The 14,357-nt window shown below is 66.2% G+C and carries 10 protein-coding genes; 5 read left to right on the top strand and 5 right to left on the bottom strand.

Annotated features, from left to right (window positions below):
- Positions 1-2: 2 nt before the first annotated feature.
- Complete coding sequence (locus tag SK571_RS37840; protein ID WP_406602093.1) at positions 3-1,547, top strand: bis-aminopropyl spermidine synthase family protein; 1,545 nt, start codon at positions 3-5, stop codon at positions 1,545-1,547.
- Here the strand turns inward: SK571_RS37840 and SK571_RS37835 are convergent.
- Both SK571_RS37835 and SK571_RS37830 read right to left on the bottom strand, forming a co-directional pair.
- Complete coding sequence (locus SK571_RS37835; protein WP_319988921.1) at positions 1,509-4,685, bottom strand: bifunctional diguanylate cyclase/phosphodiesterase; 3,177 nt, start codon at positions 4,683-4,685, stop codon at positions 1,509-1,511. The two genes, SK571_RS37840 and SK571_RS37835, sit on opposite strands and share 39 nt — an antisense overlap.
- 225 nt (positions 4,686-4,910) lie before the next feature.
- Entirely contained in the window at positions 4,911-6,107 is a 1,197-nt protein-coding gene (locus SK571_RS37830) for an NAD(P)-dependent malic enzyme (RefSeq protein ID WP_406602090.1), read from the bottom strand.
- A gap of 332 nt (positions 6,108-6,439) precedes the next feature.
- Here SK571_RS37830 and SK571_RS37825 point away from each other — a divergent pair, with 332 nt between their 5' ends.
- Entirely contained in the window at positions 6,440-7,039 is a 600-nt protein-coding gene (locus tag SK571_RS37825) for a dTDP-4-dehydrorhamnose 3,5-epimerase family protein (RefSeq protein ID WP_319988920.1), read from the top strand.
- On the opposite strand, the gene SK571_RS37820 is transcribed toward SK571_RS37825, so the two are convergent.
- Entirely contained in the window at positions 7,029-7,304 is a 276-nt protein-coding gene (locus SK571_RS37820) for a S24 family peptidase (protein WP_319988968.1), read from the bottom strand. The two genes, SK571_RS37825 and SK571_RS37820, sit on opposite strands and share 11 nt — an antisense overlap.
- Before the next feature lie 101 nt (positions 7,305-7,405).
- Between SK571_RS37820 and sodN the strand changes: the two genes are divergently transcribed.
- The gene (sodN, locus tag SK571_RS37815; protein WP_030476597.1) at positions 7,406-7,813 is read left to right on the top strand and encodes a superoxide dismutase, Ni; all 408 of its coding nucleotides are present in this window, start codon (positions 7,406-7,408) and stop codon (positions 7,811-7,813) included.
- A 168-nt stretch (positions 7,814-7,981) separates the two neighbouring features.
- On the opposite strand, the gene SK571_RS37810 is transcribed toward sodN, so the two are convergent.
- Complete coding sequence (locus SK571_RS37810; RefSeq protein WP_319988919.1) at positions 7,982-8,218, bottom strand: hypothetical protein; 237 nt, start codon at positions 8,216-8,218, stop codon at positions 7,982-7,984.
- A 296-nt stretch (positions 8,219-8,514) separates the two neighbouring features.
- Here SK571_RS37810 and SK571_RS37805 point away from each other — a divergent pair, with 296 nt between their 5' ends.
- Positions 8,515-9,111, top strand: coding sequence for a hypothetical protein (locus SK571_RS37805; protein ID WP_319988918.1), 597 nt, complete (start codon positions 8,515-8,517; stop codon positions 9,109-9,111).
- A gap of 1,092 nt (positions 9,112-10,203) precedes the next feature.
- The gene (locus SK571_RS37800) at positions 10,204-13,383 is read left to right on the top strand and encodes a tetratricopeptide repeat protein (protein WP_319988917.1); all 3,180 of its coding nucleotides are present in this window, start codon (positions 10,204-10,206) and stop codon (positions 13,381-13,383) included.
- Here the strand turns inward: SK571_RS37800 and SK571_RS37795 are convergent.
- Positions 13,380-14,240: an AbiTii domain-containing protein gene (locus SK571_RS37795; protein WP_319988916.1), complete on the bottom strand. Its 861-nt coding sequence runs from the start codon at positions 14,238-14,240 to the stop codon at positions 13,380-13,382. The two genes, SK571_RS37800 and SK571_RS37795, sit on opposite strands and share 4 nt — an antisense overlap.
- Between the last annotated feature and the right edge of the window lie 117 nt (positions 14,241-14,357).

Genomic DNA, 14,357 nt, shown 5'->3' with positions numbered 1-14,357 from the left:
CGATCGATCAGGTTCGGCAGTTGGTAGCAGAGCGCGGCGTGCACGCCCGCAAGCTCCGCGAGGTGTTGTCCCTGCTCAGTGAGGACTGGCACCCGCTGGCCGAACTCGTGCGCCTGCCCGCTGTGCCCCGCCGCACCGTGCAGGACCTGCTCAAGGCCCTCGGTGAGGACGCCGAATCTTCAGGCGATCGTTACCGCATCGCTCCCGGTCTGGTGGCCTCGTACCGGTCCGCCTTCGGCGTCTCGGGTGTCCGCGACCACACGGACGTGTTGCGCCAGATCCTCGTGGACATCGCCGACGTCCCGCCGCCGTTGTCCTCGTTGGACCACGTGCAGGCGACGGCCGAGACGGCGCTGAACCGCGCGGTGTGGCTGGACTCGGCGTACGACCTGACGGGCAGGCGCCTGCTGTGCCTGGGCGACCACGACCTGACCTCGCTGGCCGTCGCCGCGGTCAACCCGCACGTGTCGATCACTGTGGTGGACCTGGACGAGCGCCTGCTGGAGTTCATCGACTCGCGGGCCGCCGCGCGCAGGCTCGACATCCGAACGTTGCACTGCGACATGCGTTTCGGCTTGCCCGCCTCGGTTCTCGAGTCCTTCGACCTCGTCTTCAGCGACCCGCCCTACTCGCCGGAGGGCATGGGCCTGTTCGCCGGCCGCGGCATCGAGGCGTTGGAGGACATCGCTTCGGGGCGCCTGCTGCTCGCGTACGGCTTCTCGGACCGCACGCCGGCCCTCGGCCTGAAGGTGCAGCAGGAACTGCAGAAGCTCGGCCTGGTGTTCGAGGCGATCCTGCCCGCGTTCCACCGCTTCGACGGCGCGCAGGCCATCGGCTCGGCCGCCGACCTCTACGTGTGCCGTCCCACGGGACGCCGCGCGGTGTCCGGTGGCACGCGGATCTACACGCACGGCGCGCAGTCCGTGGAGTCGTCCGGCCCGTCGCCGGAAGCTCTGTCCGCGTTGTCGGATCTCGCTCCCCGCCCGGAGTCCTCCCCGCCGCCGAAGCCCCGTCCGGCCGGCTGGGCCGAGCCCGTCGGCAAGGGTGCGGCCTCCCTGGCCGTCGACCTGTCCGCGGACCCCGGCCCGTGGTTGCTGCGCACGCTCCTCGCCTCGTCGCCCGCGCGGCTGGCCTGCCTGGTGCCGAACAACCACCCGGCGGTGTCGTCGGAGGCCGGGCAGACGGAGCTGCAGGAGCTGGTGGCGACCCGGTTCAAGTTGAAGTTCCTGCGCAACAACCCGGATGCCAGGACGACGATCGTCGTCGCCGATCAGGTGCTGACCGGCACGCTGTCACTGGGTGAGCGCGCGGTCCGCGAGGTCCTGATGAAGGCGCACGGCAAGCTGCGCAACAGCTGGCGCGAGGCGTTGATCACCGCGTCGCAGGGCGTGCTGACCAAGAGGCAGGCCGCGGAGATCATCGACAACGCCCCGGTGCGGCAGGACGACCTCGAACTGCGGTTGGTCGACCTGCCCAGGCACCGGATCGCGGCACTGCTGCCGGAGATCTCAGCCAGCGCGGGGTATGTGGAGCGGCCCGAGAGCTAGCACCGCGCGGAACTCCTTGGGCGGCACCGGACGCGAGAACAACCAGCCCTGGTACGCGTCCACGCCGACACCGCGCAGGACGTGGAACTGGGTAGCGGTCTCCACGCCCTCCGCGACGCACTTGCGTCCCATCGCGCGGGCCATGTCCACCACGGCGCGGGCGACGGCGAAGTCCGAGGAGTCGTTGCCCACACCCGAAACGAAGCGCCGGTCCACCTTGATGATCTGGGCAGGCAGGTCCTTCAGGCGGGCCAGCGACGAGTAGCCGGTGCCGAAGTCGTCGACGGCGAACTGCACGCCGCGCTTCACCAGTTCGTCCATCGACTGGCGGACCCGGGACGGCAGGTCGACGAACGCGGTCTCGACCAGTTCCAGCACCACGCGTTCCCACGGGACGCCGGACTCCATGATCGCGGTCGACACGATGTCGACGAACTCCGGATCGCCCGGCACCAGGCCGGCGAGGTTCACGGCGACCGACACCGGGCGGCCGTCGGGCGCGGGCCAGGTCGCGGCCTCCTTCAACGCCGTCCGCAGCACCCAGCGGTCGAGTTCGCGCATCAGGTCGCCCTGCTCGGCGACCGGCAGGAACACGTCCGGCGGCAGCAGTCCGCGATCGGGGTGCGGCCAGCGCACCAGTGCCTCGGCGGTCAGGACGGCGCCGTCGACGCCCACGACGGGCTGGTAGTGCAGCGCCAGTCCGTCGTTCTGCAGGGCCTCGCGCAGCTGGCCTTCGAGGTGCACCTGGCGGTCCGCGGACGCGATCAACGCGGCCGAGGCCAGCGAGACCCGTCCGGCGCCGGCGCGCTTCGCCTCGAACATCGCGGCGTCGGCGAACCTGAGCAGGTCGGCACCGTTGGCGCGCGAGCCGTTCGGCACGGCCGCGCCGATCGAGGCCGAGACCCTGACCAGCTGGCCGTGCACCGGGACCGCGGTCCTCAGCAGTGACGCGACCCGTGTCGCCAGGGCGTCGACGCCGCCCACGGCGTCGAGGTCCTCGGCGATGATCACGTACTCGTCGCCGGACAGCCGGGCGGCGGTGCAGCCGTCCGGCAGGCCGCCTTCCAGGCGTCGCGCCAGGGCGACCAGGAGCTCGTCGCCCGCGTCGTGGCCGAGGGAGTCGTTGACGCGCTTGAAGTTGTCGATGTCGCAGAAGAGGACGGCGACCTTGGACCGGCCGGGGCCCTCCAGCAGCTTGCCGAGGATCTCCTTCACCAGCGCGCGGTTCGGCAGGCCGGTCAGCTCGTCGTGGGTGGCCTGGTGGCGCAACGCCTCGGCGGCGCGGCGGCGTTCGGTGATGTCCAGGAACACGATCAGCCAGAAGCGGCGGCCGTCGTCCTGCACGGACAGCGCGATGTGCAGTTCGCAGTAGACCTTCTCGCCGTCCGGGCGGACGAGGATGCGCTGCGGGATCTTCTGCGTGCGCTCGGCGGCCCACTGCAGGCCGGGCGAGGTGTCCTCGGGATGGGTGAGCTGCTCGGCGGTCATGCCGCGCAGCTGTTCCAGTTCCATGCCGAGCAGGTCGCACAACGCGTCGTTGGCGTCGACCAGGCGCTCGCCCTCGTCGAACAGGCCGATGCCCACCGGTGTCACGGACACGAGGTCGGTGAAGCGCTGCGAGGAACGCTTCATGCGCGCTTCGGCGGCGCGCTGCTCGGTTACGTCCTGAGCGGTGCCGACGGCGAGCTGCTTGCCGCGCGGGTCGTGGACGATCATGCCGTGGCAGCGGAAGATGCGCGTCGATCCGTCGCGGCGGATCACGCGGTGTTCGCACTGCACCGCGATCTCGTCGACCGCGAGCTGGCGCCACAGGTCGTCGACCCAGCCCCGGTCCTCGGGGTGCACCAGGTCGAGGTAGTACTGGTAGTTGCCGTCGACCTCGGCGGGGATGTCGTAGAGGTCGCGCAGCATGTCCGACCACACGACCTCGCCGCTGACCGGGTTCCACTCCCACATGCCGAGGCGGGCGGCCTGCTGCGCGTCGGCCAGTCTCCGGCGGTCCTCGCGCATCTGGCGTTCCAGCGCACGCGCTTCGGTGACGTCCTGGATCGTGCCGTGGTAGCGCTCGACGCGGCCCGACGGCGCGATCTCCGCGCGGGCGCGGCACATGTAGACGCGCTCGCCGACCTCGCTGCGGACCTCGACCTCGACCGGTTCCCCGTCGCTCGCGTGCAGCAACGAGTGGCGAAGCGCCTTGACGGCCTCCCGGTCGTCCGGGTGCACGCCGCTGAGCAGGTCGTCGTCCGGCGTCATGCCGAGCTCGGCGTACATCTCCAGCAGCACTTCGCTGCGGTGCACGGCACGCGTGCCGGTCTCGTAGGCCCAGCTGCCGATGCGGGCGATGCGCTGCGCCTCCAGCAGCCGCGCCCGTTCCTGGGCGAGGTCGGTGGCCGCGCGCTTGGTCTCGGTGATGTCCCGGATGTAGCCGGTGATCTTGTCCAGGCCGCCGACGTCGTCCAGCCTCGCCTCGGCGACACCGCGGATCCACCGCAGCTGGCCGTCCGGGCGGACGATCCGGTACTCGATGTCGATCGGGTCGCCGGTGATCTCGCGACCGTGCCAGTACGTCTCGACCATCTGGTGGTCGTCCGGGTGCACGACGTCGAGAACGGCCTGCGCGCCCGGCACGACGGCGCCGCGTTCGAGGCCGAGGAGCTCGTAGTGCGTGTCCGACCAGACGGTCAGGCCGGTCCGGGGGTCGAACTCCCACGAGCCCAGGTTCGCGACCTTCTGCACCTTGCGGAGCCGGCGCTGTTCGTCGCGCAGCGCGTCCGCGGCGGAGGCGAGGTCGGAGACGTCGATCAGCAGGACGGCCTGCAGGCCCGTGCCGGGAACGGCGTGCCGGGCGACGCGCACCGGCAGTTCGGTGCCGTCCGCGCGCAGCAGCCTCAGGTCGGCGGAGTTGCCGAGGAGCAGGTCACCGAGCGGGTGCCCGACGAGGTCGTCGGCACCCTGCGCGACCGCGAGCTCCACAGCTGCGGGGTTCGCCTGCATGACGACACCCTTGGCGTCGACGAGCAACGACGGCGCGTCGGGCAGGGTCAACCCGTCCAACGTGATCGGAGGTTTCCCGTTCTCCGGGACAGCCGTCCGTGCACGGCCGTTCACCACCGTCGCGCGTCCCACCCACTTGGGCACCGGCCCACCCTCTCCCGCATCCACCGCCCGCGGCAATTCGGGTGGGCACGACAACGGCACCCGAACGGCGGCAAACACGAACCCTCTCCTCGGGTGAACACCCGAGGAGAGGGACGGTAGCGCTTCAGAGCGTCATCGCCCACCCCTGCACGGGTTAACGAAAAGCCACGTTCGTGGTTCCGGTACTCGTGCAGATGCAAAAAGGTGGCAAATGAACGGGCTGGATCAGGCGACTCCGTCGGCCTTCGCGGCCACGGCCACAGCCGCCGCGACCTCGGGTCCGACGCGCGGGTCCAATGCCGAGGGCACAATTCGGTCTGGGCCCAAATCATCCTTCGCGACCGCGAGAATGGCATCCGCGGCGGCGAGTTTCATGCCTTCCGTGATCCGTCGCGCACCCGCGTCGAGAGCCCCGCGGAAAATGCCGGGGAACGCGAGCACGTTGTTGATCTGGTTCGGGAAGTCGCTGCGGCCGGTGGCCACGATCGCGGCGTGCCGGGCGGCGACCTCCGGGTGCACCTCGGGGTCGGGGTTCGACAGCGCGAAGACGATCGAGCCGCTCGCCATGCTCGCGATCAGGTCCTCGGACACCTTGGACGACGAGACGCCGATGAAGACGTCCGCGCCCCGCAGCGCCACGTCGATGCCACCGTCGAGGTTGCTGGAGTTCGTGACCTTCGCGATCTCCTCCTTGACCGGGTTGAGACCGGCCCGGCCCGTGCGGACGATGCCGCGCGAGTCGAGCAGCGTGATGTCGCCGGCGCCGGCGGCTATGAGGATCTTGGCGATCGCGATGCCCGCGGCGCCCGCACCGGAGATGACCACCCGCTGGTCACCGATGTTCTTGCCGAGGACGGTGTTCGCGCCGTTCAGCGCTGCCAGCGACACGACGGCCGTGCCGTGCTGGTCGTCGTGCATGACCGGGCAGTCGAGCGCCTCGATCAGCTTCCGCTCCAGCTCGAAGCAGCGCGGGGCGGAGACGTCCTCCAGGTTGACCGCGCCGAACGACGGGCGCAGCCGCACGAGCGTCTCGACGATCTCGTCCACGTCCGTCGTGTTGAGCACGAGCGGGATGGAGTCGAGGCCGCCGAACGTCTTGAACAGCGCGGACTTGCCCTCCATGACGGGCAGCGACGCGCTCGGGCCGATGTCGCCGAGACCGAGCACCGCGGTGCCGTCGCTGACGACGGCGACCAGGCGGTGCGCCCACGTGTACTTCGCGGCGAGCGAGGGGTCCTCCGCGATGGCCTTGCTCACTCGTGCGACACCAGGTGTGTACGCGATGGACAGCGCCTTCGGGTCAGCCAGCGAGGCGGTCGCGCCGACCTCGAGCTTCCCGCCCAGGTGCGCGTTGAAGATCTCCTCGTCCGTCAGCTGCGTCGGATCGGAGTTCTCGGTGCGGGCTTCGTTCACTGCTGTCACGGCGTCCCTCCTGCGGTGCGGGCGGCGTAGTGGCCCAACATGGGCTCATCACCAGACGGCGCACCGGCCCAGCGTTGTCACGCCGGGTACACGGGGCCTGGAAACTCGGTCGATGCCCTCCGACGAGTTGCGTCGGAGAAGCGCCCGAGTGATGCGGGTGACGGAAGTGTGGCAGGGTCGCGCGTTGCTGTCTGCGGTGGGGATCACACTTTTTCCGCAGGTCAGAGGGCATGTAGCAAGACGTCCGTCCGGTTTTCTGCACCGACCGGTCAGTTTCTGCAGGCAGGAAGCACCCGATCGGTCAAGAAAGATTGACGCCTTAGAGTGACGGCATGCAGGCGAGTTCGCTGAAAATTGACGGCGCTTTCGAGTTCACCCCTCGGACATTTCCCGACGACCGCGGTGTGTTCGTCTCGCCGTACCAGGAGGCCGCCTTCGTGGAGGCGGTCGGGCACCCGTTCCGGGTCGCCCAGACCAACCACAGCGTCTCCCGTGCGGGGACGATCCGCGGCATCCACTACGCGGACGTGCCGCCGTCCCAGGCGAAGTACGTCTTCTGCCCGCGCGGCTCGTTCATCGACGTGATCGTGGACATCCGCGTCGGCTCGCCCACGTTCGGCCAGTGGGACGCCGTGCTGGTGAACTCCGAGAAGTGCAACGCGGTCTACCTCGCCGAGGGCCTCGGCCACGCGATGATCGCCCTCGAAGACGACACGACGATGAACTACCTCTGCTCCACCGTCTACACCCCGTCCGGCGAACACGGCCTGACGCCGCTCGACCCGGCGCTCGACCTGCCGTGGCCGCGCGAGCTCGAGTTCCAGCTGTCGGAGAAGGACACCTCGGCCCCCACGCTCTCCGAGGCCTACGAAGCCGGCGTGCTGCCGCGCTACGAGGACTGCCTGGCCCTGTACGCGTCCCTCAAAGCCTGAAACCGGGCCTCGGCCATAGTCGAGCTTTGACGACTCCGAGCACCTCCGCAGGTCCGAGGTGTTCGGAGTCGGTGCTCGCGAAGGGGTTGTCTCCCACCACGTGCCACCCCCCGTCCACTTCGTGGGAGGCGCGTTTCACCGACAGCTGATCGGGTCTGCTGGCCCATTTGACCAGCACGATCTGCCCCGGCTTGGGCCTCGCACCCCACTTGACCAGCACGATGTCGTCGTTGCGCAGGGCAGGGGCCATCGACGGACCCCGCACGAGCACGGTGGAGAGGCGCGGTCTCAACGATCACCCTTCGATCAGCCGGAGTAGGGTTCCTACCTGTCGGAGCATCCACTGTTTTCACTCTGGGAGGAACGATGCGACTCGTGTCGCGCATTCTCCGCCCGCGCGTCGAAGCCACCGCGCACTGCGACCTGCCGTGCGGTGTCTACGACCCGGCGCAGGCCCGCATCGAGGCCGAGTCGGTCAAGGCGGTCCAGGAGAAGTACCAGGCCAACGAGGACCCGGAGTTCCGGGAGCGCGCTGTCCTGATCAAGGAGCAGCGCAGCGAGCTCGTCAAGCACCACCTGTGGGTGCTGTGGACGGACTACTTCAAGCCGCCGCACTTCGAGAAGTACCCCGAGCTGCACGACCTGTTCAACCGCGCCACCAAGGCCGCGGGCGCGAGCGGCACGAAGGGGTCCATGGACCCGGCTTCTGGCCAGGCCCTGCTCGACCTGATCGCGCAGATCGACAAGATCTTCTGGGAGACCAAGCAAGGCTGAGGTCAAAACCCCGACAACGACGCTGACCAGCGAGAACCTTGTTCGTTGGTCAGCGTCGTTTGTCGTCCTTGAGGGTTGTTCGACGGCCCCCAGACGGCCCAAGTCAGTCCACATTGGACGGCCTTATCGAGCCGCCGAAACAATTCGCGCTTGAATGAAGCTTGACCTTCATTCGAACACCTGTGCGATCATGTCCGGGTGCGGATGACGTGGCAGCAGGCAGAGCAGTACGACGCTCAGGTTGGTCTGCTGCGCAAGCTGGCCAACACCTCGACGCGGTTCAACGTCCGTGAGGTAGACGGCCAACCCGCTCTCGTTGACGATCGCCTGCCGAGCGGTGAATGCGTGCGGGTGGACGGTCCGGCAGCCTCGGATCTGATGCGACACCTGTTCCACCTCAACCACTACGCGCTCCTGTCCTTGGTCGGCTACTCGAAGCTGCCCGAGGAACCAATGCGCAATCGAACGCGGTCGAACTCCTCAAGCGCCTCAAGCTCGACCAGGACCCGTTGCAGCCGCCTCCAACTCACTGAGCCGGCATGCTTCGAGGGCAAGCCTGTGGGCTGGTCGACGCCGTCAAGGCGTTGAGCTGTCCATGGGCGCGGCAGCCGAGCGCCCTCACCACGTAGCAAGTCTCGACACGCGCGCTCGTACCACTCAGCGCCAAGATTCAGGCTGGCGACGCTGTTACGGTCCGGCCCATGTCAGTGGACTGGGGCAACGTTCCGGCATGGCTCGGAGCGGGTTCCCTCCTCGTCGCGTTCTCGGTCTTCATACGTGACCGCAACGAACGAGAACGCGCCCAGGTCGATCGCATCGGCATCTGGGCCACCACCGAGTGGGAGCGCAAGGCACCAACCGACCAAGACAGGGTTGAGAATTGCAAGGTCAACTTCTTCATCCGGAACTCGACTGACCTACCAGTCGACGTGATCCAGGTTGCCTACGAACTGCACAACAGGTGGATGGTCACCGATCATGAGCAGTCTTATCCCGATCTGCCGGTGTGGTCTTTCGAGCCTGGAACAGATGTCTTGAAGATCTTCATCGAGCGGATGCGCATCCCACCCGGTGATACCAAGACGTGGTCCCAGGACTTCAACTTCGCGCATCTGGCTCCCGATTCAGCCGTGCAACCCGAGTGGTTCCGCGGCCTTGACTGCCGGGTCAAGTGGGCACTCTTGATCGACAACGCTGGTCGACGATGGGAAGTCTCACCGTCCCGCGGCAAGCGCTCAAAGCGTGTTCGTTGGTACTCCCGACGCCGGGAGTACCAACCTCGTGACTGGGACCGGTAAGGCAACAGACTGGAGCTCGCGTGTCGTGCCCCGTGTTCAGACGCAAGAGACGAACCTATGCGGACTGAGTCCGGTCACGCAGTTCGATCGCGCGGAGGTGTCGATTGAACGCTGCCGTGTGGTTGACCTGCGCGAACGAGCGGTCTCGATGCCAAGAACCTGTCGGTGTTCCACACCTTTCCACTTTCCGTAATCAGCGAGGTTGTGGGACCACATGGGTGCCAGCGATGACCGCACGCTCAGCAGCGTTATACGAGACGGTTACGACGCGATGAGGTAGTGCGGGTACGACTGCAGCCTATGTGGCCGTAGAGCATCGGAGCGTAGGAGGGGTTGTGGCTGGGCGTTCGGTGGTTGTGCGGGTGGTTGCGCCAACGATCGCGGTTGCGGTTGTCATGTCGGCCTTGGCGGTGGTGATCAATCTGGCCACCGAGTGGAAGACGAATCCATGGGCGTGGATCAGCGTCGTTGGTTTGACCCTCGCTGCCGCCGGAGTCTCGTGGTGGATGCTCCGGTCGCAGGGTGCGACAACGGGTTCGGATACCCCGCCGCCGGGACAGTCCGTGACCAACTCGTGGATCAACGGGCCCAACATCCAGATCGGTTCGGCTGGTGGGAACGTGGAAATCAGCCGGAGTGACGATGGGACACCCTGACCATTCGGTGACCAACTCGTGGATCAACGGGCCCAACATCCAGATCGGCTCAGTCAGCGGCAGCGTCGCCTTAGCGCTAGACCGGCCGGACTATCAGCTCCAATGGCTGGAGCCAGCTGTCCGTGACACCTGGGTCCCTCGGCGCCGACGTACACCAAGCTATCTGCTGGATGCGCGCGAGGAGGTAGTGCCATATCGGCCTAGGGCGGCAGTACAGGAACAGCTGCTGGAATGGCGAGATGAGCCCGGCGTGCCGATGTCGGTCCTGCTCGTGCACGGACCGGGTGGCTTGGGCAAAACCCGACTCGTGAATGCATTTGCTGGTCAGGCTTACCTCGCTGGCTGGGCGGTGGCTCACGCGATACACCGGGCCACCGCACCACGCGCTCTGTTAGCCGAACCCACGACGCCATCCCCCGCCCCTACACCAGCCACAGTGGACGGCGCCGAGGAGCTCAGTTGTGTGCTGGTGGCTATCGACTACGCCGAGCGGTGGGATGCTGACGCTCTGGTGCGCCTTCTCACGAGTTTGCCGGTCGACTTCCCCGGCAGGGTGGTTCGCGTGCTGTTGCTAGCGCGATCGCGGATAGATCTGTGGTCTCACCTGGAGGCGCAGTTGGATCGGGCACCTACCGAACTGTGGGTTCCCATTGAGCTGAAGGATCTGACCACCACCGCCGCAGAGCGGCTTGAGGCCTTCAACGATGCGACGATGGCATTCCAAACCCGGCTGGAGCTTGACGTCGAGGAGTTGGTTCCGCCGGATCTGTCTGATCCAGACTATGGATCTCCGCTAATTCTGCACATGAGCGCATTGGCTGCGGTATGTGCTGCGCGCGACCATGAGCGCCGCCCAGGGTTGAACGAACTCTCAAGCTACTTGCTGCGGCATGAGGGACGGTTTTGGCCTGGACACGCGCCCGACCCGGACTCCGGTATCACGCGCGCACAAGCAACCGCCAGTGTCTTCCTGGCGACCTTGTTCGGGCCGCTGAGCAACGCCGATAGTGCGTACGCGTTGCTCAGCCATGCTCAAGTAGCGTCGGGGCTGACTGCCCGCGCTGTGCTGGCCTGGCATGACCGGCTTTACCCAGAAGGGCCAACCGTGGCCGGTCGTCAACCGACGATTCAGCAACCCGCGCTGACTCCCCTTCGCCCTGACCGGTTTGGTGAGGATTTCATCGCTGGCTACCTCGTCGAACAGCCCCGCGCTGCAACCATGCTGGCCCAGGTGCTGACGCCGCATCCGCAAGCATCTGTGCCAGATCCGGCCTCGGTGCGTCGATGCCTCATCGTGCTAGCCGCCACAGCCGATCGGCATGAGCACGCCAGGCAGGTCATGTGGTCTGTTCTACTTGAGCAGCCTGCGTTGGCTAGTCACGCCAGCGATCCCCTGATTGAGACCTTGATCCGACATGCCCCGCGTCATGTGTGCATGACCGTTATGAACGAGCTGCACTCGTATCGCACGGATCTGCTTCGGCCAATGCTGCACCTAACCCAACATCTGCTAGACACGCTTCCTCGTCATGCAGCTAAGAGCGAGCAGGCCGGTCTGTTGAACAACCTCGGTATTCGGTTGGCGGCGACGGGTGAGAGACAAGCGGCGTTGGAGCACACTCGTAAGGCCGTTGTGTTGTACCGCCAGCTCACAGCAGTCGATCGCGCCATTTATATGCCTGACCTTGCCATGAGTCTGACCAATCTCGGCAGCCAAATGGCTGCAGCTGGTGAGAAACAGGCCGCCTTGGAACCCAGCCGAGAAGCTGTCTTCTTGTACCGGCAGCTCGCTGAGACGGACTCCGGCGAGCACTTGCCCGATCTCGCCGGAAGCCTGATTAACCTCGGCAACCAATTGAGTTCGGCAGGTCACAAACAAGCCGCATTAGGGCCCGCTCGTGAAGCCGTCCTCTCGTACCGCAAGCTCGCTGAGGAGGACCCCGCCTTCCTGTCCAACCTTGCGTTGAGCCTGACTAACTTCGGTAACCACTTAGGTTTGGCGGGTCACAAACAGGCCGCTCTAGAGCCCGCTAGCGAGGCCGTCCTCTTGTACCGCCGGCTGGCCGAGGCAGACCCCACCGCCCACTTGCCTAGCCTCGGAGCAAGCTTGCACAACCTCGGCAGCCGGTTGAGCGAGGCGGGTCATACCTTGGCTGCCTTGAATCCCACTCAGGAAGCCGTCACTATCCGTCACAAACTCGCCGAGATGGACCCCGTCGCCCATCTGCACGACCTCGCCACAAGCCTAAGCAACCTCGGCAACCGGCTGGCCGAAGCAGGTGACAGACAGGCCGCCTTGGAACCCAGCCGGGCAGCCGTGGTGTTGCATCGGCAGCTCGCTGCGGTCGATCACGCGGCGTACCTGCCCGACCTTGCGTTGAGCTTGAACAACCTCGGTAGCCGGTTGGCCGAAGCAGGTGAGAGGCAGGCCGCGTTGGAGCCTGCTCGCGAAGCCGTTCTGCTGTACCGGCAACTCGTCGAGGCAGACCCCATCGCCTACGTGCCCAACCTTGCGATGAGCCTGAACAACCTCGGTAGCCGGTTGGCCGAAGCAGGTGAGAGGCAGGCCGCGTTGGAGCCTGCTCGCGAAGCCGTTCTGCTGTACCGGCAACTCGTCGAGGCAGACCCCATCGCCCACATGCCCAACCTTGCGATGAGCCTGAACAACCTCGGCAACCACTTGGCCGGCGCTGGCGAGAAACAGGCTGCCTTGAAACCCAGCCAGGAAGCAGTCGCGCTGTACCGGCAACTCGTCGAGGCAGACCCCGCCGCCAACATGCCCAACCTTGCCATGAGCCTGAACAACCTCAGCAACCACTTGGCCGGCGCTGGCGAGAAACAGGCTGCCTTGAAACCCAGCCAGGAAGCAGTCGCGCTGTACCGGCAACTCGTCGAGGCAGACCCGAGCGGACACCTCCCCAAGCTCGCCGGGAGCCTGACCAACCTCAGCAACCGGCTGGCCGAAGCAGGTGACAGACAGGGCGCCTTGGAACCCGCCCGTGAAGCTGTCGACTTGTACCGCCCGCTTGCCGCGGCAGATCCCGCCGCCCACATGCCCAACCTCGCCGGCAGCCTGAATAACTTGGGTACTCGATTGACGGGAGCCGGTAAGCACCAGGACGCTTTGAACGCGACTCAGGAGGCTGTCACCATCCGTCGAGCACTCGCCGAGCTATATCCTGCAGCTTACCTGCCCGACCTTGCCTCGAGTCTAATCAACCTCGGAGTGCATTTGGCTGCGACCGGCGAGAAAGAGGCTGCTTTAGAACCGGCCCGTGAAGCTGTCGACTTGTACCGCCCGCTTGCCGCGGCAGATCCCGCCGCCCACATGCCTAACCTCGCATTATCCTGCTTAGCGTTGGCTCAGAGTCAGATCAATAAATCAGAGCCCTCATCAACAGCGCTATCCGAGGCACTGCTGGCGGTGAACGAGGCGATCGACATCTACAGCCGACTTGCCGCGAAATGGCCACAGATCTTCAATGAACACCTGGCCGCAGCCTATCGGACCGTAGTGACGGTGCTTGATGGGCTTGACCGTGGCGATGAAGCCAACGCAGTCCGACAGCGCTTAGGCGCTCGCCCAGCAGGCAGATCAACCGGTCCCGCCGATTAGCCCTCCCAGGGCTTCCATCCCAGCCATGCGAACACTCCGACAGCGGCAGCGACGAACGTCGACAACGCAACGATCCATCCGCGCTTTCGCAGACGCTTCCACCAGTTTTCTGCGAGAGGCGGTGGCTGCGGAGCGGTGGTCGTTACCGTCGAGTTCCCCTCCGAACGCTGGCTCCCAACCACCGTAACAAAGTTGCCGCTGCCTTCGATCGCCAAATGGATTGCACGGTCTGTGCTGGCTTTGTCTGGCAACGCCTGGCCGGCCGGAAGCGCGTTCACCAGGTCAGCAACCAGCTCCGCAAGCGTCGTTCGAACACGCACCAGCAGTCCCTTGATGACAACAGCTGGAACGATCCAATAGACCACTGTGACTCGCTGCGCACGGTGCAGGGCACCTTGAGCTTCGGCCTCTGCATTGAACTCGGCCACGAGGCGCGACTGATTGTCGGTGTCGATGATCGAGATCTTCTCGTCGCCACCTTGTACGAACGCTTCGAGCTCGCCGACGCCAGCGGCTACAGGCGCTGCGCTGCCACAGCCAGCTTGCCGGACCTTAAGAGGCATCTGAGCGGGCGGGATCATCTGATCGAACTCGTTGAACCTGCTCACGACCTTGATGTATAGGGCTGCCGAGACCTTCCAATACTCCGGCATCCCGTCCACTGAGGCGTAGCCGTTGATCTCCTCGCGGGCCCACGCACGCAACTTGTCAGACCCCGTGTGACCTCCGAGGACGATGCACATTTGCAGCAACGATGAGAGGGACGTCTGCTCATCCAGGACGCCCGCCTGAATCTTGACTAGGAGCCCGTCCGGCTTCGTCGACATCCGTGCAGTCTCCAGCATCAGCAGCGGCAAGACCCTGCATCGAGTTCGCGTGTTGCGGTCGCCTGCGGGGGCCGCTGGTCGTGATCTCGTCCGTCGCGGACAGCCCCGGTTGCCGCGTCGGCGCCGACGCGGGCCGCCAGGCCCGCT

Source organism: Lentzea kristufekii (assembly GCF_033949925.1).
Taxonomy (GTDB): Bacteria; Actinomycetota; Actinomycetes; order Mycobacteriales; family Pseudonocardiaceae; genus Lentzea; species Lentzea kristufekii.
Note: the sequence above shows the minus strand (reverse complement) of the source record. Positions and strands in the feature narration are given on the sequence as shown.

Coding starts and splice junctions, on each gene's coding strand:
- SK571_RS37825 (WP_319988920.1), top strand. CDS start 6,440: ATGCAGGCGAGTTCGCTGAAAATTGACGGCGCTTTCGAGTTCACCCCT.
- sodN (WP_030476597.1), top strand. CDS start 7,406: ATGCGACTCGTGTCGCGCATTCTCCGCCCGCGCGTCGAAGCCACCGCG.
- SK571_RS37805 (WP_319988918.1), top strand. CDS start 8,515: ATGTCAGTGGACTGGGGCAACGTTCCGGCATGGCTCGGAGCGGGTTCC.